This is a genomic window from Biomaibacter acetigenes (assembly GCF_003691585.1).
Lineage (GTDB): Bacteria > Bacillota > Thermosediminibacteria > Thermosediminibacterales > Tepidanaerobacteraceae > Biomaibacter > Biomaibacter acetigenes.
In genome coordinates this window covers 952743-977806 of record NZ_CP033169.1, presented here as the reverse complement: position 1 = coordinate 977806, position 25064 = coordinate 952743, and the positions used below count along the sequence as shown (strand labels likewise).

The window sequence follows — 25064 nt, the reverse complement described above, 5'->3', positions numbered from 1 at the left end:
CCCTCCTCACATATTTTTTAATCTCACATCGGCGGCAAGCTTATGCGCATATAAGCCTTCAAGATGTGCCAATCTCGATGCCACCGGCGCAATGGCTTTTACCCCTTCATCTGTCAAACGTTGATTTGTCGCGATCTTGATGAAAGTGCCCACCCATACTCCGCCGGTGTATCTTGCTGCTCTCATGGTAGGCAATATGTGATTGGTCCCGGAAACATAATCTCCAAAGACCTCCGCGGCTTTTTCTCCAATGAACAGTGAACCGTAATTTGTCAATTTAGGCACCACTTCGTCAGGGCTTTGCACCTGGAGTTCCAGGTGTTCTGGAGCAATTTCATTGGCCGTATCTATTGCCTCTTCCAGGGTATCAAAGACGGTAACCTGACCATTGTTGATCCATGCCTGACGGGCTATATCGGCCGTGGACAAATCGAAAAGAAAATCCTCTACCTGCTTTATAACAGCTTTACCTATGGCTTCATCGGTGCACAGCAATATGCCCCGGGCTTGCGGATCGTGTTCCGATTGGGCCAACAGGTCTGCGGCAATGTTTACAGGATTGGCGGTTTTATCAGCAATGACCACTACCTCACTGGGACCTGCTAAAAAATCTATGCCCACCTCACCGCTCACCTGACGCTTTGCCTCTGTTACGTATTGATTGCCCGGTCCTACGATCTTTTCCACGGGTGTGATGGTTTTTGTGCCATAGGTAAATGCCGCTATGGCTTGAACTCCCCCCATGACATATATCTCATCGGCTCCGGCTATACTCATGGCCACTAATGTGAAAGGGTTTATAGTCTTTGTATCTTTGGCCGGAGGTGAACAGGTTATGACCCTCTTAACACCGGCCACTTTTGCCGGAATTATGGACATCAATGCCGATGACGGCAATGGGTATCTTCCCCCCGGCACGTAACAAGCACATGATCTCACAGGAATAGTCCTGTGTCCTAAAAACACTCCTGGCATTATTTCTTTTTCTTCCAAAGACTTTATGGTTTCTTTTTGCCTTCTGGCAAATTCTTCTATGTTGTGGGCGGCAAAGCGCAGATCATTTATGATATCACTGCTTACCTCTTGAAAGGCCTTATCTATTTCTTCTTTAGTGACTATGTAATTTTCCCTGTCACATCCATCAAATAATATGTTGTATTCTCTTAAAGCTTTGTCGCCTTCCCTTTTAACTTTGTCTATGATTTCGGCAACTTTTTGTTGGATAGACTTATCCCTTTGGTCTTTGGTTATAGCGGGTTCTTTTAACTTAATCACTTTTGTGCACTCCTCTTTTTTATAATTTTAAATTACGAGGACTGTTTTCTTGCACCATGCACGTATATATAACACCTCCCAACTGCATTACAGTTATTTTATCTCTTAGGCCTATGTTTTTAAGATTTACCTCCACGTTTTCTGAACCGCATCCTTTTTTAAAAACGCTGCTTTGGGTAGATCTTACATAGACTTAAGGCTTTACATTTTTTGTCAGCACGATAAAGCTCACATGATCGGCACATCAACTGTCATATTTTGTTGCTTGTCCCACAAATGTAAAATAATATTCCTTTGGGTGATATTCTGTCGCAAGTACCATGGTATTTTGACAGGGATTCATTTTGATGAAATGTAACTGTCCCGAGGGCAATCCTGCTACTTATCATGGCAATATTATTTATTATAATAGTATTGATAATTAAAAAATGCAATATTACCCGTTTTACTTAATAATAAATTAACATGAGAAAGTAAACTTAAACATAGTAACTTTCACATTGACATATGAATAAGTTTAACCTATTATTATTTTGATTGGCAGTGTAATACATAATCATGATCAAAGATGCTGGGAAGGGGGTATTTTCATGAGTGATATACCGGTTATTTCTTTTGTAGCAAAGTCCGGAACAGGGAAGACCACTTTACTTGAAAAAGTCATAAAAGAGCTAAAAAAACGAGGCTTAAGAATTGCTATCATAAAACACGCCCATGAGTTTGAGATCGATAAACCGGGTAAGGATTCCTGGCGGCATGCAAAGGCTGGGGCAGATATAGTTGCCCTATCCTCTTTTGAAAAATTTGCCCTTATAGAAAAGCTCCAAAAAGAAATAACCCTGGATGAAATCGTCTCCAGGATATCCGGTGTAGATCTGATTTTAACAGAAGGGTACAAAAAAGAAAATAAGCCAAAGATCGAAGTCTTTAGATCGGAAGTTAGCAAGCAGCTTTTGTCAAAACCAGAGGAGCTCATTGCCATTGCCAGCGATGTAAGATTAGATGTGGGAGTGCCCTGTTATGATATAGACGACGCAGAAGGTATAGCAGCAGAAATTCAGCATTACATCGACAGGACCATAGATACATTATAATTATTGATTTTAAAAAGTCTTTTTGTGAAAGTGCTGTCCCTCAGTCTATTTTTTTTCTCATTTACCTTGGAAAAATTTTTATCATAGTTAATATCAGACCGTAGAAGAGCAGTATGGAAACAAAAATACCTGTCATTCCCATGCCCATAATCCGAAGGGTTTCAAAAAACACACTCATGTTCTCCACCTCCTACCATATTATTTTACAAGAGTTAAAATTAGACCGCCCGCTATGATGGACCCTATCTGGCCTGCCACATTGGCACCCACCGCCTGCATGAGCACAAAATTGGATGGATCTTCCTGCTGGGCCATCTTTTGAATGACCCTGGCTGACATAGGAAACGCAGAAATACCACATGCACCCACCATGGGATTTACCTTGTCTTTTAAAAATATGTTTAGTATTTTTGCAAAGATGACCCCGCCTGCGGTATCAAAAACGAAAGCCACCAGGCCCATGCCTATAATCATAAGAGTTGAAGCATTCAAAAACTGTTCCGCAGTCATGGTGGAGCCTATGGTAATACCCAGAAGAAGGGTAACAAGATTTGCGAGCTCGTTCTGAGCGGCCTTTGATAACCTTTCAAGCACACCTGATACTCGTATAAGATTTCCGAACATGAGGGAACCTATAAGAGCTACACTTATGGGTGCAAGAACTCCCGCAACTATGGTTGTAACTATTGGGAATAGGATCTCTACAGTGCTGGATATCTTTCTGCCAAAATTGGGTTTCATATGTATCTTTCTTTCTTCCGGTGTAGTCAAAATCCTTATGACCGGAGGCTGAATGATAGGGACAAGAGACATGTAAGAATACGCCGCCACCGAAATGGGTGCGAGTAAATGCCGTGCGAACCTGGTGGCCACATAGATGGATGTAGGACCATCGGCGGCGCCGATGATGCCGATGGATGCCGCCTCTTTAAGGTTGAACCCAAGCAAAGCCGCCATGGCCATAGTAAAAAATATGCCGAATTGAGCCGCTGCTCCGAAAAAAAGCATGAAAGGCTGTTGCAGCAACGGTTTAAAGTCGATCATAGCCCCTACTGCTATAAAAATGAGTATGGGGAAAAGTTCCGTCAAAATCCCGGCATGAAAAAGCAGACTTAAAAAGCCTTCTTTTCCCACTGCCGAAGAAAAAGGTATATTGGCGAGTATTGCTCCAAACCCTATGGGCAACAAAAGCATTGGCTCGTACTCTTTCTTGATGGCAAGATAGATCAATGCTCCGCCTATTATGAACATTATTACTTGATAAATACTTAGATTGTATAAGCCATAGAGCAGTTCCTCCAAGTTTTATACCTCCCAATTTTATTTGTATACATTGTACAGTATAATTTATTTTACGGCAAGTAAAAGTAAATCGGAATTTTATCTAAATATTATTGTTTTACCTGTATTTAGTCGATTTTTAACCGATTATTATCTTGAACTCTTTTTTCAGCTTTTAAAAAGCTCCGGATAAAAACCGGAGCTTTTATATGTTAATATGAATTTATTGCGGATATAATCCTGGGTATGACCTGCTTTTTCCTGGAGACCACCATGGGGAGGTAAAAGCTTTCCCCTTTTATTTCCACATCAAAAGCCCTGCTGAGCAGTTCTTTATGCTCACCCACGTATAAAAATTCCGAACCCTGCGTGATTATATCCGTAAGCATCAAGAATAGCAGGTCATAGTTCCTCTCAGCCTTAAGTTTTTCCATAAATTTTATCATCCGGCTCTTCAAAGATTCGGAGATTTTTTGAGATATATTTACCTGGCTGACACCTATTTTATATTTGCCTATATTAAAATCTTTAAAATCGGTGTAAAAAATTTCTTCTTCGCTCTTGCCTTCCAGCGATGTGCCCGCCTGGAACATGGCCGAAGAAAACTGCTCTATATCAATGCCGGCAATTTTCGCCAGCCTTTTTGCGGCATTGATGTCTTCTTGAGTGCATGTGGGGGATTTGAAAACAAGGGTATCAGACAATATGGCGGCACACATCAATCCCGCCATAGTTTTATCCGGAGTTATTCCTTTCTGCTCGTAAAGTCCAAATATTATCGTGGCAGTGCAGCCCACAGGACGGTTGATAAAAACAATGGGTTGGTCAGTCTCTATGCAGCCGATCCTGTGATGATCGATGATCTCCAGTATCATGGCCTCCTCAAGGCCTTTTACCGACTGGGACCTTTCGTTATGATCCACCAGGATAACATTTTTACGAGCATGATCAAGTATATGCCGTCTTGCCAGCATGCCTGCGGGTTTTTGGCTTTGGTCCAGAATTGGAAAATTCCTGTACTTGTGTTTCAACATAACCTCTTTGACATCATCTATTAAATCATTAGTGCTAAAGACAATAAGTCCATCGTTTTTCATAATGTAATGGACGGGAATGCTCTGATTGATGAGCTTAACAGTATCGAAAGTGTCATGGGGAACTTTTATTATATTAACACCCTTCTGCCCGGCCCTTTCAAAGACCAGTTCCGATACATCATGATTTCCGGTTATAACAAGAACCCTGGCACCATATTCCACTGCCAGAAGTTGAACATCTTCCCTGTTGCCCGTAATCAGCAAGTCGCCCTTTCTCAGCCGTTTTTTTACATCGCCAGCTTGCATGGCAGCCACCACAATATTTCCACTGAAAAAGTCATCATTCATGAGTATGGCTTTTCCATCCAGGGTCTTTAAAATATTTTGCATGGGCACTTTGAATTTTGAAAAATCCCCGGATGACTCCAAATATGCCTTAGCAATATCCCCCAGGGTTGCAAGACCTATAAATTTTCCGTTTTCATCGACAATATTGACAGTCCGCGCATTATGTTTCATCATGGTTTCCCATGTTTCCGATAGCGGTGAATCCTTTAAAATATTGATAGGTCTGTCAAAAGTAATGTCGGTTACCTGGGTGTAGACATTTTCAATGAGTTCCGGTTCTGGCACTTTAAAATAGTCCAGCACGAACTGTGTTTCCCTATTTATTGGCCCCAGCCTTCCGGATATAAAATTATACTCCTTTCTCAACATGCGTTTAAATTCAGCATAAACTATAGCCGAGCATATGGAATCCGTGTCGGGATTTTTATGTCCTATAACATATACGGTATTCATGAACTCTCCTCTTTTGTCAAAGTAAATCACCCTTAGCACTCCGGCTTCGCTTCAAGAATAAAATAAGCCATCAATAAAATAAGCCGTCGTATAAAAAATTATAACGTATCGAAGCAACAAGGGCAAGTCTTTGAAATATTATATATTGAAAGCGTAGAGGAGGGATTTAGCCATGGACTTTCAGTATGAATTTGGCAGCAGGATTTTACACCGGGGCATGCGGGGAAACGACGTAAGGGAGCTTCAGAGCAAGCTGCAAAGCCTGGGTTATAATGTGGGTCCTATAGACGGCATTTTTGGCCCTCTTACCGAAAAGGCTGTAATGCAGTTTCAAAAAGATAATAAATTAAAGGTAGACGGCATAGTAGGCCCGCAAACTTATGACATGCTCGAAAAACTGATTCCCTGAAAAAATCCGCTGCGAAAGCGGATTTCTTTCATAAATATATATAATAAACCGGAGCTTTAAGCCACCCCGGTTTACCATTTTATGTCAAAGAATGAGTTTATGGGTCCATAGGCCCACCCATCATCAATTCCCTTATCATGCGCATTTCTTCTCTTTCACGGGCTATCGCATTTCTGAGCATCCGCCTCATGCTCTCATTGGGTGCCGTCATCATCAAATTTTCCCAGAGAGCTAGTTCCTGTTCATCCAGTCTTAGAATCCTGTTGAGCCCCTCTCTCCAGTCCATCTTCATCCCTCCTTTTACTTCATTGTTTCCGGTTTACTTATCATCTTCCTTTTTATCTTCAGCCGTGTATGGAGCACCATACGACGGATGTTCATAGTCGTATTCATAATGTGGCTCAGCATATCCAGGTCTCATCATGAGCATCATATGCCAGTGCATGGCTTCCATTACTTCATCCATTATAAACCTCAACACACTGTGGGCTACCGGAGGCGGAGCTGTTCTCGCCACTTCGGCTAAAATCCGGATTTCTTCAAGATCTATTTCATAGGCCTTGTGAATGCCATGATACCAGTCCATCCGTGTTTTTCCCCCCTTCTTTCTGGTCTAATACAATATATGAATATCTTCCTTAAAATGTTATGTTTAAAACAAAAAAGAACTCCGGTTTTAAGGCCGGAGCTTTGAAATAATCTTTTTAAGTTTAGTTTAAGACGTAGGTTGGTTGTTTATGGTCTCCATAATCTTATCCATCATGCTGCTTCTCTCGTTGTCGTTAGATTTTTGCCATACCGTCTCAAAGAGGATCCCCATACCGGGAAGGGCCTCTTCTTCCCGGGTCTCAATGGTTTCGGTGATATAGCCCTCTACTTCTTCCCGAGTGCTGCCCGCCAGGTTCTTCAGTACCAGGCTTCGAATATCAAGTGCCGTCATCTTATCCCTACCTTTCATATATTCTTCTCTACTTATAATTCCCTTCTATACATATTTTATTTTATCCTCGAAAATACATTTTAAATCTTTCCAACTTCAAAGTCTAAAATCCGACCTCTGACTTCCGGTCTCCGGCCTCTGCTTTTTGCCCCAGATATGATTCCTGAATGGTAGGGTCTTTGATGAGATCCGCGGCCTTCCCGGCCTTGACTATCTTCCCCTGTTCCAGCACATAAGCCCTGTCGGCGGTGGAAAGGGCTTTATAGGCATTTTGCTCCACCAGAAGTATGGTCTTACCGATTTTTTTGATATCCTGTATGACGGTAAAGATGGTATCCACCAGAATGGGCGCAAGGCCCAGGGATGGCTCATCCAGAAGCATGAGCTCCGGATTGCTCATGAGACCCCTGCCCATGGCCAGCATCTGCTGTTCGCCTCCGGAAAGGGTTCCAGCCAGCTGTTTTTGCCTTTCCGCAAGCCTCGGGAAAAGTTCGTAAACTTTCTCCAGATCTTTTTTTATGTTTTTATCCTTTCGTAGATAGGCTCCTAACAGGAGATTATCTTTCACGGTAAGGTTTGCAAAAACCAGCCTTCCTTCCGGGACCTGGCAGATGCCCTTCATCACAATATGATGGGGCACCGGTCGCAGGAGGCTGCCTTTAAAAATAATCCTGCCTTCCCTGCTCCTTACAAGCCCGGATATGGTATTGAGCAGCGTGGATTTTCCGGCTCCGTTGGCTCCTATAATGGTCACTATCTCGCCTTTTTCCACCGAAATATCAATTCCCTTGAGGGCGTGAATGCCTCCGTAATACACATGAAGGTTTTCTACCTTAAGCACCCAGTTTCGCCCCCTCTCCCAGATAAGCCTGTATGACTTGCGGGTCCCGCTGCACTTTTTCAGGCGGACCCTCGGTGAGCTTCCTGCCGAAGTTGAGCACCATGATGTTTTCACATATTCCCATCACCAGGTCCATGTGGTGCTCTATTATGAAAATTGTACACTTAAATTTGTCCCTTATCTCCCGGATAAGGTTCATCAACTGGAGGGTTTCGTCGGGATTCATACCAGCTGCGGGCTCATCTAAAAGCAGCAGCTCCGGCTTTACCGCCAGGGCCCGGGCTATCTCCAGGCGGCGCTGCAGGCCATAGGGCAGGCTGTGGGCAGCATGGTCCCGCCACTTGGCGAGGCCCATTATTTCCATTAAATTCTCGGTATCCTGCCTTAAATCTTTTTCTTCTTTTTTAAATCTTCCCAGCCTCAATACCGATTCTATTAAATTATACCCGGCATTGTGGTGACATGCAGTCAGGATGTTGTCATATACCGATAGTTTTTTAAAGAGCCGGATGTTCTGGAAAGTACGGGTGATACCCATGCTTGCTATCCTATGAGGCTCAAGATTTTGAATGGGTATCCCTTTAAAAATAATTTCCCCCTCGGTAACTTTATAGATGCCTGTTATGAGATTAAATATGGTGGTTTTTCCCGCCCCGTTAGGGCCGATAAGACCCGAAATGGAACCTTTCTTCACCATAAAATTAACCTTTTCAACGGCGGTCAGACCGCCAAATGTTTTGGTCACATTTTTCATCTCGAGCATTTCCATTTTATACCTCCTAACCCTCGGCAGCTTTTCCGGGACGGTTTTTCAGCCTCAGCAGCCTCATAATACCTTTTAGAGTAATCTCTTTTCCACCCATAAGCCCTTCAGGCCTGCTTATCATTATGAAAATAACTGCCGCTCCGTAGGCTACCAGCCTCCACAACGCAAAAGCCCTCAATATTTCGGGCAGAGCTGTCAGGAATAGGGCCCCCAGCACACTGCCGGAAATGCTGCCTATACCGCCGAAGATTACTATGATGGTAAGTTCGGTGGATTTGTTCATGCTGAACATTTTGGGCTGCAAAAACCCCGTATAATATCCCACCATGCCGCCGGCTATGCCCGCATATACGGCGCTTATAAAGAGAGAAATCATCTTGTATTTAAAAGTATCTATCCCTATGGTTTTAGCGGCCAGTTCTTCCTCTCGAATGGCAATCATATTCCGCCCATGGCGGGAATTTATGAGATTTATGAGGATAAGAATTCCAACAACGTTTATTATAATCACATTCCACAAATCTATCTTAAGCGGAATCCCCGGCCACCCCCGCGCACCGCCGAAATACTGGACATTGTCCAGGATCAGGCGGATGGCTTCGCCAAATCCCAGGGTGGCGATGCAGAAATAGTCGCCTTTCAGGTTGAGGGTCAATTTACCGATAAAGAGGCTGAAAATCCCGGCAGCCAGTCCACCGATTAAAAGTGATGGAATAAGAGGCAACCCCAGTTTTATTCCCATTGCTGCCGCAGTATATGCCCCTATGGCCATGAAGCCCGCATGACCGAAGGAAAAAAGGCCCGTAAACCCCGTCAGGAGGGAAAGCCCCAGAACCGCCATGAGGTTTATGCCGGACAATATGAGGATGCCTTTGATGTAAAACCAGTCCATGCTATCCCTCCTATGCCTTTTCCTCCGTGGATTTACCCATCAGCCCTATGGGCCTGAACACCAGGATAAAGATGAGCAGGCTGAAGGAAATAAGGTCCCGGAACTGTGATGAAAAATATCCCGAAATCAGCGTCTCCAAAACGCCCAGGATCACCGAACCTATCACCGCCCCGGGAAGGCTTCCCAGGCCGCCGAAAACCGCCGCTATAAAGGATTTTATGGTTATAAATCCTATCTGAGGGTAAACTGTGTACTTCATACCAAAAAGCACTCCTGCAATGCCAGCTAGAAACCCGCCTATGGCAAAGACCGTAATGATTATGAGGTCTGTATTAATACCCATCAGAGCGCTGGCTCTAGGGTTGAAGGCGGTGGCCTGAATGGCTTTTCCCATTTTAGTAAAATCGATGAAATAAATTAATGCCGCAAGGCATATGGCAGAAATGACAAACATCATGGTATCGAGCCTGCCAATAAAGAGTGGGCCTAAACGGAAGGGTTCCCGGGAAAACACGGTGGGATAAGTCTTGAAAGTAGGGCCTATGGTGGCTATGACAAAGTTTTCTATGAACATGGAGGCCCCCATAGCCGATATGATGAAATATAAAAACGGCGCATTGCGCATCCTCAAGGGCTTATACGCCACTCTTTCCACCAGCACTGCCAGGATGGCCGCACAAATGGCAGCGCCAAGAAAAGCCATGGCAAAAGGCCAGTTAAACAACGTTAAAAAGAAAAAACCAAAATAAGCTCCCAGCATTATTATACCGCCATGGGCAAAATTGGAAAAGTTCATGATGCTGTATACCAGGGAATAACCAACGGCCATGAGAGCATATACACTGCCAATAGACAGACCGTTTATCATCTGCTGCAAAAATTGAATCAAGGGTATCGCTCCTTCACTACGTACATATTAAATGTTCGAAGTTAGAAGTTTGAAAACTTCTAACTTCGAACCTCAAATTATTTGCTTGGAGAATATTTTTGCTGGAATACGTACTTACCGTCAACTATCTTTATAATGGCGGCTTCTTTGCCCTCGGGGTTGTGGGTATCTTTGCCTATCTTTATATTGCCCGTAATACCCTGAATATTGGTGGTCTCCAGGGCATCGCGAATCGCCACCGGGTCGAAACTGTTGGCTCTCTTTACCGCGTCTACAAACATTAGAAACGCATCATGGGCCAGATAGCCGTTCAACTCCACTTTTCTATCATACTTTTTCATGTACCTGTTCTTGAAGTCCTGCACCGCTGGGTCGTCAAAGTCTACGTGATTTACGAAGTAGCTGCCGTTCACCGCATCCCTGGCCATCTCCAGAAGCACTTCAGAAGGCCAGCCGTCTCCGCCCATGAGAACGGCCTTGATGCCCAGTTCCCGGGCCTGATTGGCGCTAAGAGCCACTTCCTTAAAGAAATAGGGCATAAAAATGATATCGGGGTTGGCGGTTTTTATCTTGGAAAGCTGGGGCCGGAAGTCGGTATCCCCCGATTTGAAGGCTTCTTTTGCCACTATTTCTCCGCCCTTTTCGGTGAAGGTCTTGATGAAAAACTCGGTCAACCCCTGGGAATAATCATCGGCTACATCATAGAGCACCGCAGCTTTCTTGAATTTCAGCACATCGACGGCATATCCTGCCGCAACGGCGCCTTGATAGGGGTCTATAAAGCAAACCCGGAAGTTGAAGGGTTTTGTCTTTCCGTCGACCACAGTAACCTTGGGATTGGTGGCTACCGTCGCAATATCCGGGACCTTCATTTCCTCTAGCACCGTGGAAATGGGTATGGCCTGGCCGCTGGCATTGGGGCCTATAATAGCCACCACTTTATCCTGGCTGGTGAGACGTCTCACGGCATTCACCGCTTCCATGGCGTCGCCCCGGGTATCATATCCTATGGCCTCCAGCTTTTTGCCCAGAAGGCCACCTTGGGCATTAATTTCCTCCACCAGCATCTTAACTGTGTTAAATTCGCACTGGCCCCAAACAGCCTGGTCCCCTGTCAAAGAACCGATCCATCCGACTTTTACCACATCACCTGTAGTTTCCTGTTTGGCTTCTTCCTTGGGAGCCTCCTGGGCTTTTTGTTCCTCCTTGGCAGGTTCCTGCTTCTGGCCGCATCCAACAGCCACCATAGAAACTACCAGCACTAAAACTAAAAAGATCCCCCAGAATTTTCTCATAATGCACCTCCGATTTTTCTTGAAATATTAAACTTGGTATTAAATTATGTTTTTTCTGCCGGCTTTAACCCCCCTTTCATCTATTCTTGCTCTAGGTTTTACTGATAAAATCCGGATGCATAATCATACGTTAATTTTAATAATCATGCATATCTCTGTCAAGTATATTTTTTCTGGTAACTTCATCCGTAAAATTTATGCTGAATCTTTTTTATTTATTATATATTCTACACCTTTTTTCTAAATCCTGCTCTTTAAGCAAAATAAATCGTTCACCGACGGGTTCCTGAAGGAACCTCCACGTATATCGATATATATGGCCCTTTCAATTTCGCCTTTTCTATGGCCTATGAGATAATCCGTCATATTGGCGGTGGAGCAGGCGTGGTTAGGAATCACCTGCAGTTTATCTCCTACTTTGACTTTGGTGTCACCTATTATCTTTATTTTCCCTACTTCCTCTGAAAGATCAGTTATCAAAAGCTCCGGATGGTCTTTTATTAAGCCATACCCCTTTACCAGTGAGATGCCGTGGGCACCTTTATCAAGCCCCAGACATTTGCTGCCCACATCTATGATAAAAATATCTTCCCTGGGATGCGATATAATTGTGCCCAGCACGGCGAGAGCACACCTCGATTCCGGAACAACGCCTAAAGCCATCTGGATGTTGTCATAAAATACATAATTGCCCGGGCGGAGTGCTGTAATATTTTCATCTTTAGCGGCATATATCGCCGTTGGAGTGCTGCCGGTCGCCACAATGTTAATTCTGAATCCAGCTCTTTCCATATTTTCCCTTGCCTGCTTCATGGCTGTCATCTCTTCGTCGGCAACTTTTTTGACTTCCTCGGAGCTTGAGGCACCATATACATGGCCGGGATGGGTGCCTATACCGACTAGCTTTAGATACTCCAAAACCGATAAATTACTGGCCAGTTTCACCGCTTCTTCAGGCAAAACCCCAAAGCGGTGAAGGCCGCTGTCGATTATGATGAGATATTCCAGAGTCAGGCCATGGCACTTTGCCGCTTCATTTAAGGCTTTCGCCGCATCCATGCCATCCAGGCTGAGGATAATCCGCGACTTTTTAGCTGTATTAATTACCCTGGCAACGTTTTGTTCCCCGGCTGCCGGATATGCCAGCATAATGTTTTTAAACCCTTCTTGTGCAAGTTTTTCCGCCTCATCCAGAGTTCCTACCAGAAAACCTTTAGCTCCAGCCTCTTGTTGCATCCTGGCTATTTGAGTGCTCTTGTGGGTCTTTACCATGGGCCAGAGCTCTTTATTATTTTTTTTGCAAAGGCTGGCCATTTCTTTAATGTTAAATTCCAGAATATCCAGGTCTACCATAAAAACCGGTGTGGAAAGATTTTTTATATCCATACTATCCCTCCAGTAGGGTACTATTCATCTTGCTTGAGTCGGCGTAACTTTTCCTCAAACATATGATGAATAGTTACCCACAAAATATTTGAATCATTAAAAATAAAAATGGTATAATACTCCTATGAAAATGGGGTGAAAAAATGCTTACCATATACAAGACCTTTGAAGGTGAAGGGCTGAAAAATCTAAACAATATTTTCGAAAAGGGCTCCTGGATACATATTACCAATCCCACCGATGAAGAGGTGTCTTATACCGGCAATGTCTGCCAGGTACCCGCTGAAGTCATTAAATATGCCCTCGATGAGGAAGAAAGCTCCCGTATCGATTATGACGATAACTATGTACTGGTCATTATAAAAATTCCGGTTGTAAACAATGACATATACGATACCCTGCCGCTGGGGATTATCATCACCGAAGATTGCTTCGTAACGGTATGCCTTAATGACAATCCCATTATGGACGAGTTTATAAAAATCCGGCAGAGGGATTTTTATACCTACAAAAAAACAAGATTCCTTTTGCAGATACTCTTTAAAACCGCTGCCTATTATTTGAGGTACTTAAAACAAATCGACAAAAAAAGTGAGGAGATTGAGAGAAGACTTCACCAGTCCATGAAAAATGAAGAGCTCATCCAGCTCCTGAAGCTCGAAAAAAGCCTTGTTTATTTTACCACTTCTCTTAAGGCCAATGAGATAGTCATGGAAAAATTATTAAAATCCCGCCTCTTAAAAGGGCTACATGTGCCGGAAAACAGCGGCCTTATAAAGATGTACGAAGAGGATGAGGACTTGCTGGAAGATGTGATCACTGAGAATAAGCAGGCTATAGAAATGAGTGAGATTTATTCCAGTATCCTGAGCGGTACCATGGATGCTTATGCCTCGGTAATTTCCAACAATTTAAATATAGTGATGAAATTCCTCACTTCCATAACCATCGTTTTATCCATTCCAACCCTGATTGCCAGTTTATACGGTATGAATGTGCCCATCCCGTTCCAGCAGTCCCCCTTTGCATTTGCCGGTATTTTGATTGCGTCTTTTGTAATATCACTTGTGACGGTAATTGTGTTTATCAAGTGGAAGATGTTTTAAGGTACCAGATTCATGGATTTCATTTTATCGAGGCACATTCTGAGGGCTTCCTCCCATGGCGGCAGCTTGATGCCAAGGGTGGCTTCAAGAGCAAGGTTGTGCATGGCCACATACCGTTGTCTCACAGCGGGCCGGTTCATGTTCACATCCGAGGCCGGGATCAAATTGGAGTCATCCATGCCTAAATATTCAAGCACTGCCTTGTGGAATTCGTATCTTGAAGCTGAACCGGAATTTGAAACATGGTATATACCATAATATTCGGTGTCAATCAGCTTCGCAATGACATCGGCCACCATGTCCACATAAGTGGGCTGGCTGTACTGGTCGGCCCCAGCCACCACTTTTTCTCCATTTTTAATTTTGCCCACGTTTTTTTAAAATGATATTATCCTGAGGCTTGCCGGTATATCCAAACAGAAGCGGCAGGCGCACGATAAAATAATTTTTTATGAGGCTCATGGTAATTTGCTCTCCCATGAGCTTTGTCTGTCCGTAGACATTTACCGGGTTGGGCTTTTCATATTCATAATATGGCGCCCTCTTTTCCCCGTCAAACACCGACTCGGTGGATATGTACAGCATCTTTGCCCCGATTTTTTGGGCCGCCAGGGCTACATTCCTGACACCGATACAGTTTACAAGATACGCCATCCTCGGGTCCTTTTCAGCAGTATCCGGGTCCTTTATGGCAGCGGCATGAACTACCACATCCGGATTAAAATCATCTATTTTCCCAATAATATCCCCGGCATCGGTGATATCCCCGTCGGCTTTGCCTTTTAGCGCCCTTACTTCATGATTTTTTGGACGGCATTGCAGATGGCCTCTCCCAGAAGCCCCGATGCACCGGTAACTAAAACTCTCATAGTAAGTATCACCCTTCCCTTTACTGTGTCTTTTAATACCAGTATAACATAATTCAAAATTTTTATCCAACATTCGGTTCATAAAATAAGTCTTGGACCAGCAATCAAAATTTTGTTATAATAACATAAAATTGTTCCAAAAGGCTAATAGAGGGGGTAGTACCACATGAGGATTGTTTTTTCCAAACTGGTTGGTAACACTTCCAATTTTCCGCTACAATACAGATTTTTCCATATCATTGCCCTCATAGGTATTTCATGTCTTTTTCGGCAAGTATAACAAACTATCTATTAGATCTTGGGATCTTTACGGTAATTATCCCTTTTGGTTGCGGTATCATATCGATTTATCTTTATTATTTATCAATGTACAAAAAAAAGTACACACTTTCAGTATATTTAGCTCTCATCATGTTGACTTTTATATTTTTTCCTGCAATGTGGGTAATCAACGGCGGGACCTTCGGAAGCATCCCATATTATCTGATAGTATATTCCGCATTTATTGCTGTTTTACTAAAAGGTTTTAAAAGAGTGCTGGCCATTATTCTGTTTTTAGGAACCATCATGGCTCTTTTATATTTGAATACAAATTTCCCTGGTTTGTTCATGGATATGATTCAATCTTATCCAGATACTTAGATGTATTTTTCGGATTTATTATTGCCGTCATTTTCAATGCAGTGATTATGGCAGCGATAATAAACAACTACAACATGGAACATGAGCGGGTCATATTATATCTGAACGAAGTGGAAAAACAGAGAAAAGAAATAGAACAAAAAAATTACCTTCTCGAAAAAAACAACGAAGAGCTGAAAGAAGCAAAACAAAAAACAGAACAGCTGAACCTTAAGCTCAGGGAAATCTCTGTCACCGACAGCCTGACCGGTGCATATAACCGGAGGTATCTTTTAAAATGTCTGAATTCGCTAAGAAAATAGCTGAGAAATATGGCCAAACATTTTCTGTTATTCTCCTGGATATAGACCATTTCAAAGCAATCAACGATACTTTTGGACACGTTGCAGGTGACAAGGTTTTGAAAAAAGTATGCAGGACCATAAAGAACAACATTAGAGAAACGGATATATTCGGTCGTCTGGGCGGTGAGGAATTCATGGTGATTTTGCCCGAAACTCATAAAGAGCAAGCATTTGTTGTAGCCGAAAGAATAAGGCAGGATATTTCAAATATAACCTGGGCGGGTCAGGATATGAAAATAACCGTCAGCGGTGGTGTCTATCAATACAACAATGAAAAATTAATCGAGCTTTTAAAAAAAGTGGATAACTTCCTTTACCAGGCGAAAAACAGCGGAAGAAATAGAATAAAATCAGATATCTCCTGACGGACTTTTTCTGATATTCATCAATATATCCATTATTTCTTGCCGGTAGGATTCCAGAGAACCCACATAACCCCATCCTCTTACCGTCTGATATATGCCGTTGTAAACAATATCATGATAAGATCTTATCACATGTGGAATATTCCGCTCGGTCAATATGGAATCCAGAAGCACCGCTTCAATCTCATTTTCCAGAGTTGCTATTCTCGCATACTTATCCATAACGCGCTCCTTACCCTCAGTACTCCAACCAATCCGTAGGTACCACACTTAAATGCGGGCCTTTGCATAAAAACCCTATTAAAAGTATATTTCAACATCAATAATATTATATCCTTCATAAAATTTATTTTTCTGCCTCACATCCTTCAAAACTGCCAGCCCACCTGCAAAATATATTTCCCTTTATAATAAAGAAAGTCGTGGGGTTTAAACGATAAACATTAGATTAAATCAAAAAAACCTGGTATAATCTAATAACGGAAAGTTTTTGCATCCCCAGCAATCTTAAAAACCGGAGATGGATTATGACAGAAATAGAATTGGTAGCGCCAACACTTTTTGGAATAGAAGCTATAACAACCCGGGAGATAAAAAGGTTGGGATATACAGACACTTTTGTGGAAGACGGCAGGGTAACCTTTAAAGGCGATGAGACTGCCATATGCCGGGCGAACCTGTGGCTTCGGACCGCCGAGCGGATTTTAGTGAAAGTCGGTGAGTTCAATGCCACAACTTTTGATGAACTCTTTGAAGGCACTAAAGCATTGCCCTGGGATGAATGGTTGCCCGGAGATGCGGCATTCCCAGTAAAGGGTCATTCACTGAAATCAAAGCTTTTCAGCATACCCGATTGTCAGGCCATAGTGAAAAAGGCTGTTGTGGAAAAACTAAAGAAAAAATACAAAAAGAATTGGTTTGAGGAAAAAGGCCCCCTTTACCGCATTCAGTTTTCTCTCATGAAGGATAGGGTCACGCTGATGATAGACACCAGCGGAGAAGGACTGCACAAAAGGGGATACCGGGCCCTTTCCAACGAAGCTCCGTTAAGGGAAACTCTTGCATCCGCCATGGTGCAGCTATCCGGCTGGACATACGACAGGCCCCTTCTCGATCCCTTCTGCGGTTCCGGCACCATACCCATCGAAGCAGCACTTATAGGTGCCAATATAGCTCCGGGCATTGAGCGGGAGTTTACCGCTGAAAAATGGCCCAACATACCAAAAAAGCTCTGGTGGGATGTCAGAAAAGAAGCCCATGAATCTGCAGTAAAGGATGTAAAGCTTCAGATCTACGGTTCAGACATAGATGAAAAGGCAGTCAAACTTTCCAGGGATAATGCACGAAAGGCCGGTGTAGATCAATACATTACTTTTGAAAAAAAAGATGTGAGAAACATAATTCCTCGGGGCGACTATGGATGTATAGTATGCAATCCACCGTACGGGGAAAGACTGGGAGAATTAAAAGAAGTTGAAAAACTTTACAGGGATATGGGACATATATTTAAAAAGCTCGATACCTGGTCCTACTATATCCTTACATCTCATGAAGGCTTTGAAAGGGTCTTCGGCAGGAAGGCAGATAAAAACCGCAAGCTCTATAACGGCATGATAAAATGCTATTACTACCAATATTTTGGACCAAGGCCGAAGGGGAACGGTAATACCTAAACTTTTATCCAGCGGCTTTTCCTGCCCCTGCCCATTGAAGTAATCAATCCTTCTTTTTTAAGGTCCTGCAGCACCCTTTTAACGGTGCTTTCGGGGGCATCCGGAAATTTATCTTTAAGTTCCGCTGAAATAAATTCATTTCTAGATTCATCCAGGATGTATTCTCTAATATCATAATAAATGCCACCCTTAAAGTCCGGCGATGGTCCGCCGTATTCTTCAGCTATTTCGGCAACCCTGTCCGGCAGGGCGTCCCTTTCATGGGATTCAATAGCTTGAAAAAATCTCAAGGTCCATTCATTCGCCAGCTTCCTGTTGCCCGCAAAGACTATCTTGGTGCCCGGGTGCAGTGCAGAAAGCTCTGCCAGAACTTTAGCCGCATAGGTCGGAGTATAAACCGTCAGTTTTTTCGGATTTAAAAAATCAGAATAATTTGCCTCCACCACCATCGCCGAATGAGCGTACGCTTCCAGTTCTCCAAGTTTTTGGTGCAGTATGGCTATATCATTAAAGTTGCTTCTGAGGTTCTCGAAAGTTTTCCTTTCCACCACCGCCGCAATCCCATCATCTCTCAAGAGAGCGTAGTCACCTGCCGGGAGGGCTTTCCTTTCCACGACACATTCTTGAAATTTCCAGGGGTATTTTTCGTTGATGTCTATCAGGACATGGATCCGGGCATCTCCTCTGGCGGTAAGCTTCACCCTGGGCTTTCTCTCTTTTAATCCCTGCTGGGTTCTCCAGAATATCTGCTCGTATTCCCCTTCTTTTGTCTTATATTTCTTTTTTAAAAATAAAAATTCACACCTTTTGTTGGCAGGCCTATTCAGAACCATCGAAAAGCGCTTCCCATAGCGGTTTAAAGATATTATCGGGACTCTTTCGATTTCTTCCACCGGATCGGAATAATCCTCCGATTCCTTCAGGCAAAAAATTTGACTGCCGGCTCCCGGCCAGCGGTTTTGTACCCGAAGGCAGAGAACTTCTTTGCCGTCCTTTTGAATGGTAAGTCTATAAGGAAATTTGTCATTTTCGACGGATTCAAGAATCCATAATAGCGAACTCATCCCGTTCCCCTCGTCCTTGTCCTTATTTCCATTTTTCTATATTATATCGGTAAATGACAATTTCCACAATGTCGGATGAAACTTTAGGTGTCATTGCCCCGGGGACGGAGCGGGAATTGGCTGCGGGAAAATGGCCTTCCTGAAATCATGCATCGACATTATCATACCAGTAACTTGTACCTAAAAGTATATCAATAAGTTTTAACTGTTCTTCGACCTTTTCTCTATCCGCCGAATCGCTTTTTCTTGCTTCAAAGCCGTATCCGTCAAGTTCCCAGGAAAAAGATTTAAAATGGAAAATATCCTTTCTTCTTTTTATTTCAAAGACAATATTTTCTATTTCCGAATATCTGATATCATTGTTTTCTTTCCATTTTTTATAAGTTTCTAAATCAGCCAGGCCTTTAATAGATTCCGCTATTTTTAGACGGTATTCATTTTTTTCCAAACCGGCTTTATTAAGCTTTATAAAATTTTTATAATTCTTGCAAAACTGTCTATACATTATATTTCTCCTCAAAATCTTTAACGTTTTTAATAAAATGATACTTTACTCTAGGGCTAAAGTCTTTTCTATCAATAACCAGTTCAATCAGTTTTTTCAGTTTCTCTTTATCGGCACCGGCCATAAGTTTTTTTATATCTTCTTTATCTTTTTCCGAATATCTCCCCAATTTACTTACAATTATATCTTCTCTAGATAAAACGTACACAGAATCAAATCCGTCTATTTTAATTGCCCTTTTTTCAAATCCGGGCGCCACCGGCGTTACATATAGATCCAGCATGTCAAACCTATCCAGGATTTTGAACAATCTACCTGCTTTTGCCGGATAATTTATATCTATAAAATCAAAATCAACTGTTGCTCTTTCCAAGTATCCTGCTATGATACAACCTGCTCCGCCTATCAAGTAAATGGCAGGACATTCTATTCCCTTCAGACGGGCAAAATCCTCCATATCATGCAATAGCTCCAGTAAGATTTGTTTATTCTTATTTTCCAAGAGCAACACCCTTTTGCTTAAAAAGATTCTAAAATAAATAGATTTATTCAATTAGATTATATAGTTTTATATTGTTTCATTCAAGTTTTAAATGAAATTCAAAGCAGAGTATCCAATATGGTCATTAAAATAAAACCTGCAACCAGCGAAAATGTAGCTAATCGTTGATGGTCTCCGGAATGGGTTTCGGGTATAACTTCATCGCTGATGACAAACAGCATGGCACCTCCCGCAAAGGCCAGGGCATAGGGCAATATGGAAGAGGATATGCCCACCAGCCCCGCTCCCAATATCCCTCCCACAGGTTCCGCCAGGCCTGAAAGAAATGCTATCAATACGGCATAACCGACTTTATATTCAGCTGCTGCAAGAGCGGCTGCCACTGCAAGACCTTCAGGGATATTTTGCGCCCCAATGGCAAAAGCCAGAGAATAAGCGTGCTTTGAAAATCCTCCCACCCCCACCGCCAGACCTTCGGGAAAGTTATGTATGATTATGGTAAAAACAAACAGCCATATTTTCCTCAGGCGACCTATGCCCGGCCCCTCATGTCCCTTGACAAAATGGTCATGGGGAATGATTTTATCCATGCGATCCACAAATAAAACTCCCATTGTCATTCCGACAATCAGCGGAATTATGCCTCCCTCTTCTATGGAAGCCAGCACCAGACTGAACGCCGTAGCAGCCAGCATCACGCCCGCTGCAAACCCCAGGGATGCATCGATTATGCCGCCGGAAAATCTCTTTCTGATGAAAAGAAGCGGCAGAGCCCCCAAACCTGTTGCCATACCCGCCAGCATGCTTAATGTAATTCCAAGATAAATCGGTGGAAGATTTTTAAAAAGTTCTAACATAATATAAACCTCCTTCCCTGGTTCCTTACTTTTCTACATACAGTCGGTATTTTCCTGCTGACAGACTTAATAAAAATTTACATCCGCCGGCCTTTAGACTCTTATACAAGCTCTTTCGTAAATACATTAAAAGCATAAACAAAACACTCACCCTCCCCAGCTGGCTGAATGAAGCGGTAGCATGAACGCCAGCACTGGTTTAAAAGATTAATACGGTGGCGTTCCGGCGGTGAGGCCATCATTGGTCTATTAAAAAGAAAATATGGTCTTGATGTATGTCTATTCTGATGGTGAAAGTACCGGCGTATGGGTTAATCTATCCATTTTCATCCACAATGTCAGCAAGTTAGCAAAATTATGGCTCAAATCTGCTGAAAAATGGCAGGATAAGGAAAATAAATGAGTAAAGATTTAGTTATCAAGGTCCGGTAAAAAAGGGATAAGATTAAAAACTGCACTTTTCAAATGCTAACTAAATTAAGTACATAAAAAAGTGCGAATGAACGTGCTGTGAGATGGTTCATTCGCTTTCGGATCATCATTGAGATGCTTTAGGAAACGTGATAATCTCTCAAATTTATCCCCCAACTTTAACTAAAAATCCCCGGTTTTCGATATATCTTTTTATATCGTTAATTTTCTCTTTCGAAGGTGGGTTAATTTCATTTAATTTATAAGTCTGGCCAATCTGGTTATACTTTGATACTCCTAGTTGATGGTAAGGCAATAAATCTATCTCTTTTACTTTCTCGAGTGTCGAAACAAAATCTACTAACATCATAATATTATCTTTTGAATCATTCAAACTGGGTATCAGCGGTACCCTTATGATCATTTCCTTGCCCTTTTTAACAACTTTTGCGGCATTCTCTAATATTAATTGATTATCAACGCCGGTTAGTCTTTTATGTTCGGCGCTATCCAAATGTTTTAAATCATATAAGACTAAATCAACATATTCTAAAACCTCAGTAAAATATTCCCACTTACAATACCCGCAGGTTTCTATAGCGGTATTTATATTCAATTCTTTGCATTTTTTTAATATCTCTTTGGCAAAACCCCACTGTAGAAGCACTTCTCCACCGGAAAGAGTAACTCCCCCGTTCGAACGGTTATAAAAACTCTTGTCTTTAATAACCTCCGCAATGACTTCGTCAACACTCATTTTTTTCCCTATAATTACTCTTGCACCTGGATAGCAAACATCAGAGCATCTTCCACACATATCGCACAGTTTGTAATCAATTAAAAATCCTTTTTCCTTGTCAAAACGTATTGCCTTATTTGGACATATTTTAATGCATTCCAGACAACCTATACATTTACTTTGAATAAAACTCAATTGGGGATTTGTCAATTGGGACTCGGGGTTGCAGCACCAAAGACATCTCAGCGGGCAACCTTTCAGAAATACAACTGTTCTTATACCCGGACCGTCATGAATACTGTACCGCTGTATATCAAAGATTATTCCTTCATGTTTTTGAATTATACTCATGTTTAACCGTCCTTACTTAGCGATTTGAATGCAAACCTTCATCCTCTTTATAAAGATCTAAAGCGCCTATGGCCTGAAAGAATTGCCTTCGAGACCTTGGTGGGCACCCGGGGACAAAACACCCACCGTAAATTAGTTCACCTGCACAGTTTCCATAGTGGACATATAAACGCTTTTCTTTTTTGGGCTTTTTAATTTCTATGTCTTTCCCCAAGTATATGGTAATAGGTATGCCTAAACTTTCTAATTGCTCTTTATGCCTTATTAAAATATAATTAAGTGTAGACCGACACGCTTCGCACCCTCCACCGCATACAACATCAATATTATCATAAGGATAAGTTATATCAGGAAGGAATGATTTTTCGAAATTTATTATGCTATCACTTAAATTTTCTCCTCTTATTTTCAGTTTTTCAATATCCATTTCTCCTAAACCTTTGTCAGCCGCAAGTTTTATATGATTTATTTCTGATGGTTCATATCCTATTATTTTAGAACCAATTGCATCAACAGATACTCTGTTAAATCCTGCAATTATTATATTCGATTTTACCGGTTTTCCTAACAGTGGTGCACCGAGACCTTGTAATCCAATCAAACCATCGATGATAACCAACTCTGAACGAGATATCATGTTTATATCTGCAATAGAATAATCTAAAAAGGACCCCTTTTTTGACATCTCTGACGAAAGGGCCGGAAATATTCCTATATGATGTAAACATCTTTGCTTGTCATCATCTGTAGAAATCCCAACCGCCACATTTTTTAAGCTCAATGTAACTTTAGTCATGCTGTGAGTTTTCAGTACCGGAATATTTATCACCGTATCAACGTCTAAAATAGTTTTAGGTATTCTAACTTTCTTAAGGACATAACCGTCAATAAACCGTTCTACAATTTCATCTTTTTTCAAGTCTAGTAATTCTGCCCCTGCTTTTTCTGCCATTTCAAAATAACCGCAGGCTTTAAATGCTTCAAAAGTGTTGATTCCCCAATTGGAGCTTTCGGCAATTATGACTTTTTTAGCACCGGCTTCATAACACATTTTGGTTATTGTCCCCACAATTTCCGGAGACGTCGTGGCACCTGTGCTAGCATCTTTCCCTGCCAATACATTGGGTTTAATTAAAACAACGTTTCCGGGTGAAACAACTTGATTTATTCCCCCTAATAAATTAATTGTCTCTCTAACAACAGTTTTAATTGTTTCTTTATTTCTTTTCTTTTTAATTGCTACCAATGATGAATTCATTTACGACTGAACCTCCGATTATATCTTAATAATCGTATCAAACCACGATATATTATCAATATCTCAATTTTTAATATTTAAGCTATATACAGTATTAAATATAGTGAGGTATTATCTTTCAAATATGAACCTTCCAAGATAATACCTCACTAAGAATTTTTTATTTACCCAAAGTTATTTTAAAACATTCGTCCTATAAATTTAACTACATATCCAAACAATGTTCCCCATATACCGTATTCCATTTCACCCCAAGTCGTACCGCTATTGGCAAGAGGACCTGTCAACGGAATTAGCATTGCGTTTCCGAAGCTTATAAGTACCGCTGATACAACGGCGGCTAAAATAGCTCCTTTTTTACCACCCGTTGCATTTCCGAATACGGCGGCCGGACCACTGGCAAAAAAGTGCGGAACTACACCAGCTATTAATAGATATTTAAAATTCATTCCAGCCATAACAAACGTGAGAATTACACCTATTGGAAAACTGATCAGGAATCCCAATATCCATGCTGTTGGAGCATATGGCATAACTACGGGACAATCCAGGCCAGGAAGAGCGTCAGGAACGATTTTCTCTGAAAATCCCTTAAATGCAGGAACTATTTCGGCTATGAGCATTCTAACGCCTGATAGCAGTACAGTCACACCTGCTCCAAACTGTAACCCTTGCATAATGGCCCAGATTAACCAATTTTGACCACCGGCAACTTGTTTAGCCGCCGCAATAGGGCCCACTATTAACATTATTGCAACAAATATCAATATCATAGTAAAACCAGTAGATAAGGTAGTATCCCTAAAGAATGAAAGCCATTCGGGTAGTTTAATATTCTCAGTACTATCTTCCGGGTTACCTACATATTGTCCTAAAAATCCCCCTAAAAATGCTCCCAAATTTGTGGAATGAGCATAAGCTATAGGTGCGCCGCCTGTCACTTTTTTCATATAAGGTTGGACCAGAGCAATTGTTAATGGACAGTATATACCTAAAATAATTCCTCCTACGATAATTAAAGGAAAACCCGATAGATTTAAATGAACTTTTAAAAGAACTGTAATTAATAGTGCTGTGTATAAAAGATGATGACCGGTCAGATATATATATTTATATTTCGTAAAACGGGCTACTAAAATATTTACTAAAAACCCAACAACCATCACTAGGGCGCCTTCACTACCATATTGCATTAAGGCTACTGCACCTATGGCTTCATCATTCGGTACTACTCCCTTAAAGCCAAAAGCATTTTCCAATAATGGACCTATCGGAGATAAAACATTGACAATTGTAACTGCTCCTATAACTAGAATTAAAAATCCTACTACTGTTTTCATGGTCCCGGATATTATAGCATGAATTGGTTTTCTCTGAACGATCAATCCGAGACATGCAACTAGTCCCACAAGTATAGGCGGTTGACCTAATATTTGCGTTGCTAAAAATTTAAAAACATCCATACAATAACC

29 protein-coding genes are annotated in these 25064 nt (G+C 41.9%); 6 read left to right on the top strand and 23 right to left on the bottom strand.

Annotated features, from left to right (window positions below):
* Nucleotides 1-6: 6 nt before the first annotated feature.
* Entirely contained in the window at nucleotides 7-1275 is a 1269-nt protein-coding gene (hisD, locus tag D2962_RS04735; protein ID WP_120766487.1) for a histidinol dehydrogenase, read from the bottom strand.
* Between the two features lie 590 nt (nucleotides 1276-1865).
* On the opposite strand from hisD, the gene mobB reads away from it, so the two are divergent.
* A complete protein-coding gene (gene mobB, locus D2962_RS04730) occupies nucleotides 1866-2369 on the top strand; it encodes a molybdopterin-guanine dinucleotide biosynthesis protein B (RefSeq protein ID WP_120766488.1) in 504 nt (167 codons plus the stop codon).
* A 61-nt stretch (nucleotides 2370-2430) separates the two neighbouring features.
* Here the strand turns inward: mobB and D2962_RS19105 are convergent, their stop codons facing one another.
* From D2962_RS19105 to D2962_RS04720, 3 genes are all read right to left on the bottom strand, one after another.
* Nucleotides 2431-2547 (bottom strand): OadG-related small transporter subunit, encoded by a 117-nt coding sequence (locus D2962_RS19105; RefSeq protein WP_281273737.1) that lies wholly within the window; start codon nucleotides 2545-2547, stop codon nucleotides 2431-2433.
* Between the two features lie 20 nt (nucleotides 2548-2567).
* Nucleotides 2568-3671: a sodium ion-translocating decarboxylase subunit beta gene (locus D2962_RS04725; RefSeq protein ID WP_120766489.1), complete on the bottom strand. Its 1104-nt coding sequence runs from the start codon at nucleotides 3669-3671 to the stop codon at nucleotides 2568-2570.
* Nucleotides 3672-3862: 191 nt separating this feature from the next.
* The gene (locus tag D2962_RS04720; RefSeq protein WP_122014295.1) at nucleotides 3863-5488 is read right to left on the bottom strand and encodes a putative manganese-dependent inorganic diphosphatase; all 1626 of its coding nucleotides are present in this window, start codon (nucleotides 5486-5488) and stop codon (nucleotides 3863-3865) included.
* 172 nt (nucleotides 5489-5660) lie between these two features.
* Here D2962_RS04720 and D2962_RS04715 point away from each other — a divergent pair, with 172 nt between their 5' ends.
* Nucleotides 5661-5897: a peptidoglycan-binding domain-containing protein gene (locus tag D2962_RS04715; protein WP_122014294.1), complete on the top strand. Its 237-nt coding sequence runs from the start codon at nucleotides 5661-5663 to the stop codon at nucleotides 5895-5897.
* Between the two features lie 97 nt (nucleotides 5898-5994).
* On the opposite strand, the gene D2962_RS04710 is transcribed toward D2962_RS04715, so the two are convergent.
* The 9 genes from D2962_RS04710 to D2962_RS04670 form a co-directional block, all read right to left on the bottom strand.
* Nucleotides 5995-6183, bottom strand: coding sequence for a hypothetical protein (locus D2962_RS04710; RefSeq protein WP_120766492.1), 189 nt, complete (start codon nucleotides 6181-6183; stop codon nucleotides 5995-5997).
* 33 nt (nucleotides 6184-6216) lie between these two features.
* Nucleotides 6217-6483: a hypothetical protein gene (locus D2962_RS04705; protein ID WP_120766493.1), complete on the bottom strand. Its 267-nt coding sequence runs from the start codon at nucleotides 6481-6483 to the stop codon at nucleotides 6217-6219.
* 129 nt (nucleotides 6484-6612) lie between these two features.
* Nucleotides 6613-6855 (bottom strand): small acid-soluble spore protein SspI, encoded by a 243-nt coding sequence (sspI, locus tag D2962_RS04700; protein ID WP_245984904.1) that lies wholly within the window; start codon nucleotides 6853-6855, stop codon nucleotides 6613-6615.
* A gap of 85 nt (nucleotides 6856-6940) precedes the next feature.
* Entirely contained in the window at nucleotides 6941-7678 is a 738-nt protein-coding gene (locus tag D2962_RS04695) for an ABC transporter ATP-binding protein (RefSeq protein ID WP_120766494.1), read from the bottom strand.
* Nucleotides 7671-8447 (bottom strand): ABC transporter ATP-binding protein, encoded by a 777-nt coding sequence (locus D2962_RS04690; protein WP_122014293.1) that lies wholly within the window; start codon nucleotides 8445-8447, stop codon nucleotides 7671-7673. The genes D2962_RS04695 and D2962_RS04690 overlap by 8 nt, the downstream gene beginning before the upstream one ends.
* Nucleotides 8448-8457: 10 nt before the next feature.
* Entirely contained in the window at nucleotides 8458-9336 is an 879-nt protein-coding gene (locus D2962_RS04685) for a branched-chain amino acid ABC transporter permease (protein WP_122014292.1), read from the bottom strand.
* A 10-nt stretch (nucleotides 9337-9346) separates the two neighbouring features.
* Nucleotides 9347-10225 carry a branched-chain amino acid ABC transporter permease gene (locus D2962_RS04680; RefSeq protein WP_122014291.1) on the bottom strand — a complete coding sequence of 293 codons (879 nt, stop codon included), beginning with the start codon at nucleotides 10223-10225 and terminating at the stop codon, nucleotides 9347-9349.
* 77 nt (nucleotides 10226-10302) lie between these two features.
* The gene (locus D2962_RS04675) at nucleotides 10303-11520 is read right to left on the bottom strand and encodes an ABC transporter substrate-binding protein (RefSeq protein WP_122014290.1); all 1218 of its coding nucleotides are present in this window, start codon (nucleotides 11518-11520) and stop codon (nucleotides 10303-10305) included.
* Nucleotides 11521-11760: 240 nt separating this feature from the next.
* Nucleotides 11761-12906: an alanine racemase gene (locus D2962_RS04670; RefSeq protein ID WP_122014289.1), complete on the bottom strand. Its 1146-nt coding sequence runs from the start codon at nucleotides 12904-12906 to the stop codon at nucleotides 11761-11763.
* Between the two features lie 143 nt (nucleotides 12907-13049).
* Here D2962_RS04670 and D2962_RS04665 point away from each other — a divergent pair, with 143 nt between their 5' ends.
* A complete protein-coding gene (locus D2962_RS04665; RefSeq protein WP_122014288.1) occupies nucleotides 13050-14012 on the top strand; it encodes a magnesium transporter CorA family protein in 963 nt (320 codons plus the stop codon).
* Here D2962_RS04665 and D2962_RS19100 read toward each other — a convergent pair.
* Complete coding sequence (locus tag D2962_RS19100) at nucleotides 14009-14383, bottom strand: sugar nucleotide-binding protein (protein ID WP_122014287.1); 375 nt, start codon at nucleotides 14381-14383, stop codon at nucleotides 14009-14011. The two genes, D2962_RS04665 and D2962_RS19100, sit on opposite strands and share 4 nt — an antisense overlap.
* Nucleotides 14370-14963 (bottom strand): SDR family oxidoreductase, encoded by a 594-nt coding sequence (locus tag D2962_RS19095; protein ID WP_122014286.1) that lies wholly within the window; start codon nucleotides 14961-14963, stop codon nucleotides 14370-14372. Before D2962_RS19095 ends, D2962_RS19100 begins: the two co-directional genes overlap by 14 nt.
* A gap of 607 nt (nucleotides 14964-15570) precedes the next feature.
* On the opposite strand from D2962_RS19095, the gene D2962_RS17440 reads away from it, so the two are divergent.
* Together D2962_RS17440 and D2962_RS04645 are read left to right on the top strand one after the other, a co-directional pair.
* Nucleotides 15571-15825, top strand: coding sequence for a hypothetical protein (locus D2962_RS17440; protein ID WP_162991101.1), 255 nt, complete (start codon nucleotides 15571-15573; stop codon nucleotides 15823-15825).
* The gene (locus tag D2962_RS04645; protein ID WP_122014284.1) at nucleotides 15801-16232 is read left to right on the top strand and encodes a GGDEF domain-containing protein; all 432 of its coding nucleotides are present in this window, start codon (nucleotides 15801-15803) and stop codon (nucleotides 16230-16232) included. The genes D2962_RS17440 and D2962_RS04645 overlap by 25 nt, the downstream gene beginning before the upstream one ends.
* Here D2962_RS04645 and D2962_RS04640 read toward each other — a convergent pair.
* A complete protein-coding gene (locus tag D2962_RS04640; RefSeq protein ID WP_122014283.1) occupies nucleotides 16218-16454 on the bottom strand; it encodes a hypothetical protein in 237 nt (78 codons plus the stop codon). The genes D2962_RS04645 and D2962_RS04640 overlap by 15 nt on opposite strands.
* Before the next feature lie 305 nt (nucleotides 16455-16759).
* On the opposite strand from D2962_RS04640, the gene D2962_RS04635 reads away from it, so the two are divergent.
* Nucleotides 16760-17905, top strand: a complete 1146-nt coding sequence (locus D2962_RS04635) for a THUMP domain-containing class I SAM-dependent RNA methyltransferase (protein ID WP_122014282.1) — start codon at nucleotides 16760-16762, stop codon at nucleotides 17903-17905.
* Here D2962_RS04635 and D2962_RS04630 read toward each other — a convergent pair.
* The 7 genes from D2962_RS04630 to D2962_RS04600 form a co-directional block, all read right to left on the bottom strand.
* Entirely contained in the window at nucleotides 17902-18969 is a 1068-nt protein-coding gene (locus tag D2962_RS04630) for an ERCC4 domain-containing protein (protein WP_122014281.1), read from the bottom strand. The two genes, D2962_RS04635 and D2962_RS04630, sit on opposite strands and share 4 nt — an antisense overlap.
* Before the next feature lie 145 nt (nucleotides 18970-19114).
* Nucleotides 19115-19474 (bottom strand): hypothetical protein, encoded by a 360-nt coding sequence (locus D2962_RS04625; protein WP_122014280.1) that lies wholly within the window; start codon nucleotides 19472-19474, stop codon nucleotides 19115-19117.
* Nucleotides 19467-19976, bottom strand: coding sequence for a DUF6036 family nucleotidyltransferase (locus D2962_RS04620; RefSeq protein WP_122014279.1), 510 nt, complete (start codon nucleotides 19974-19976; stop codon nucleotides 19467-19469). Before D2962_RS04620 ends, D2962_RS04625 begins: the two co-directional genes overlap by 8 nt.
* A 98-nt stretch (nucleotides 19977-20074) precedes the next feature.
* On the bottom strand, nucleotides 20075-20833 hold the full coding sequence (locus D2962_RS04615) for a ZIP family metal transporter (protein ID WP_122014278.1): 759 nt from the start codon (nucleotides 20831-20833) through the stop codon (nucleotides 20075-20077).
* A 577-nt stretch (nucleotides 20834-21410) separates the two neighbouring features.
* Complete coding sequence (locus tag D2962_RS04610; RefSeq protein WP_122014277.1) at nucleotides 21411-22334, bottom strand: glycyl-radical enzyme activating protein; 924 nt, start codon at nucleotides 22332-22334, stop codon at nucleotides 21411-21413.
* Nucleotides 22335-22350: 16 nt separating this feature from the next.
* Entirely contained in the window at nucleotides 22351-23592 is a 1242-nt protein-coding gene (locus D2962_RS04605; RefSeq protein WP_122014276.1) for a DUF362 domain-containing protein, read from the bottom strand.
* 179 nt (nucleotides 23593-23771) lie between these two features.
* On the bottom strand, nucleotides 23772-25055 hold the full coding sequence (locus D2962_RS04600; RefSeq protein ID WP_122014275.1) for a PTS ascorbate transporter subunit IIC: 1284 nt from the start codon (nucleotides 25053-25055) through the stop codon (nucleotides 23772-23774).
* Nucleotides 25056-25064: the final 9 nt, after the last annotated feature.

What these genes read in the sequence shown, in the direction of transcription:
- D2962_RS17440 (WP_162991101.1), top strand. Translation starts at nt 15,571, where the DNA reads ATGGCAGCGATAATAAACAACTACAACATGGAACATGAGCGGGTCATA.
- D2962_RS04720 (WP_122014295.1), bottom strand. Translation starts at nt 5,488, where the DNA reads ATGAATACCGTATATGTTATAGGACATAAAAATCCCGACACGGATTCC.
- D2962_RS04625 (WP_122014280.1), bottom strand. Translation starts at nt 19,474, where the DNA reads ATGTATAGACAGTTTTGCAAGAATTATAAAAATTTTATAAAGCTTAAT.
- D2962_RS04685 (WP_122014292.1), bottom strand. Translation starts at nt 9,336, where the DNA reads ATGGACTGGTTTTACATCAAAGGCATCCTCATATTGTCCGGCATAAAC.
- sspI (WP_245984904.1), bottom strand. Translation starts at nt 6,855, where the DNA reads ATGAAAGGTAGGGATAAGATGACGGCACTTGATATTCGAAGCCTGGTA.
- D2962_RS04645 (WP_122014284.1), top strand. Translation starts at nt 15,801, where the DNA reads ATGTCTGAATTCGCTAAGAAAATAGCTGAGAAATATGGCCAAACATTT.
- D2962_RS19105 (WP_281273737.1), bottom strand. Translation starts at nt 2,547, where the DNA reads ATGAGTGTGTTTTTTGAAACCCTTCGGATTATGGGCATGGGAATGACA.
- D2962_RS04615 (WP_122014278.1), bottom strand. Translation starts at nt 20,833, where the DNA reads ATGTTAGAACTTTTTAAAAATCTTCCACCGATTTATCTTGGAATTACA.
- mobB (WP_120766488.1), top strand. Translation starts at nt 1,866, where the DNA reads ATGAGTGATATACCGGTTATTTCTTTTGTAGCAAAGTCCGGAACAGGG.
- D2962_RS04640 (WP_122014283.1), bottom strand. Translation starts at nt 16,454, where the DNA reads ATGGATAAGTATGCGAGAATAGCAACTCTGGAAAATGAGATTGAAGCG.
- D2962_RS04630 (WP_122014281.1), bottom strand. Translation starts at nt 18,969, where the DNA reads ATGAGTTCGCTATTATGGATTCTTGAATCCGTCGAAAATGACAAATTT.
- D2962_RS04605 (WP_122014276.1), bottom strand. Translation starts at nt 23,592, where the DNA reads ATGAATTCATCATTGGTAGCAATTAAAAAGAAAAGAAATAAAGAAACA.
- D2962_RS04705 (WP_120766493.1), bottom strand. Translation starts at nt 6,483, where the DNA reads ATGGACTGGTATCATGGCATTCACAAGGCCTATGAAATAGATCTTGAA.
- D2962_RS04600 (WP_122014275.1), bottom strand. Translation starts at nt 25,055, where the DNA reads ATGGATGTTTTTAAATTTTTAGCAACGCAAATATTAGGTCAACCGCCT.
- D2962_RS04635 (WP_122014282.1), top strand. Translation starts at nt 16,760, where the DNA reads ATGACAGAAATAGAATTGGTAGCGCCAACACTTTTTGGAATAGAAGCT.
- D2962_RS04670 (WP_122014289.1), bottom strand. Translation starts at nt 12,906, where the DNA reads ATGGATATAAAAAATCTTTCCACACCGGTTTTTATGGTAGACCTGGAT.
- D2962_RS04715 (WP_122014294.1), top strand. Translation starts at nt 5,661, where the DNA reads ATGGACTTTCAGTATGAATTTGGCAGCAGGATTTTACACCGGGGCATG.
- D2962_RS04675 (WP_122014290.1), bottom strand. Translation starts at nt 11,520, where the DNA reads ATGAGAAAATTCTGGGGGATCTTTTTAGTTTTAGTGCTGGTAGTTTCT.
- D2962_RS04690 (WP_122014293.1), bottom strand. Translation starts at nt 8,447, where the DNA reads ATGGAAATGCTCGAGATGAAAAATGTGACCAAAACATTTGGCGGTCTG.
- D2962_RS04610 (WP_122014277.1), bottom strand. Translation starts at nt 22,334, where the DNA reads ATGAGTATAATTCAAAAACATGAAGGAATAATCTTTGATATACAGCGG.
- D2962_RS04710 (WP_120766492.1), bottom strand. Translation starts at nt 6,183, where the DNA reads ATGGACTGGAGAGAGGGGCTCAACAGGATTCTAAGACTGGATGAACAG.
- D2962_RS04665 (WP_122014288.1), top strand. Translation starts at nt 13,050, where the DNA reads ATGCTTACCATATACAAGACCTTTGAAGGTGAAGGGCTGAAAAATCTA.
- D2962_RS19095 (WP_122014286.1), bottom strand. Translation starts at nt 14,963, where the DNA reads ATGAACCGAATGTTGGATAAAAATTTTGAATTATGTTATACTGGTATT.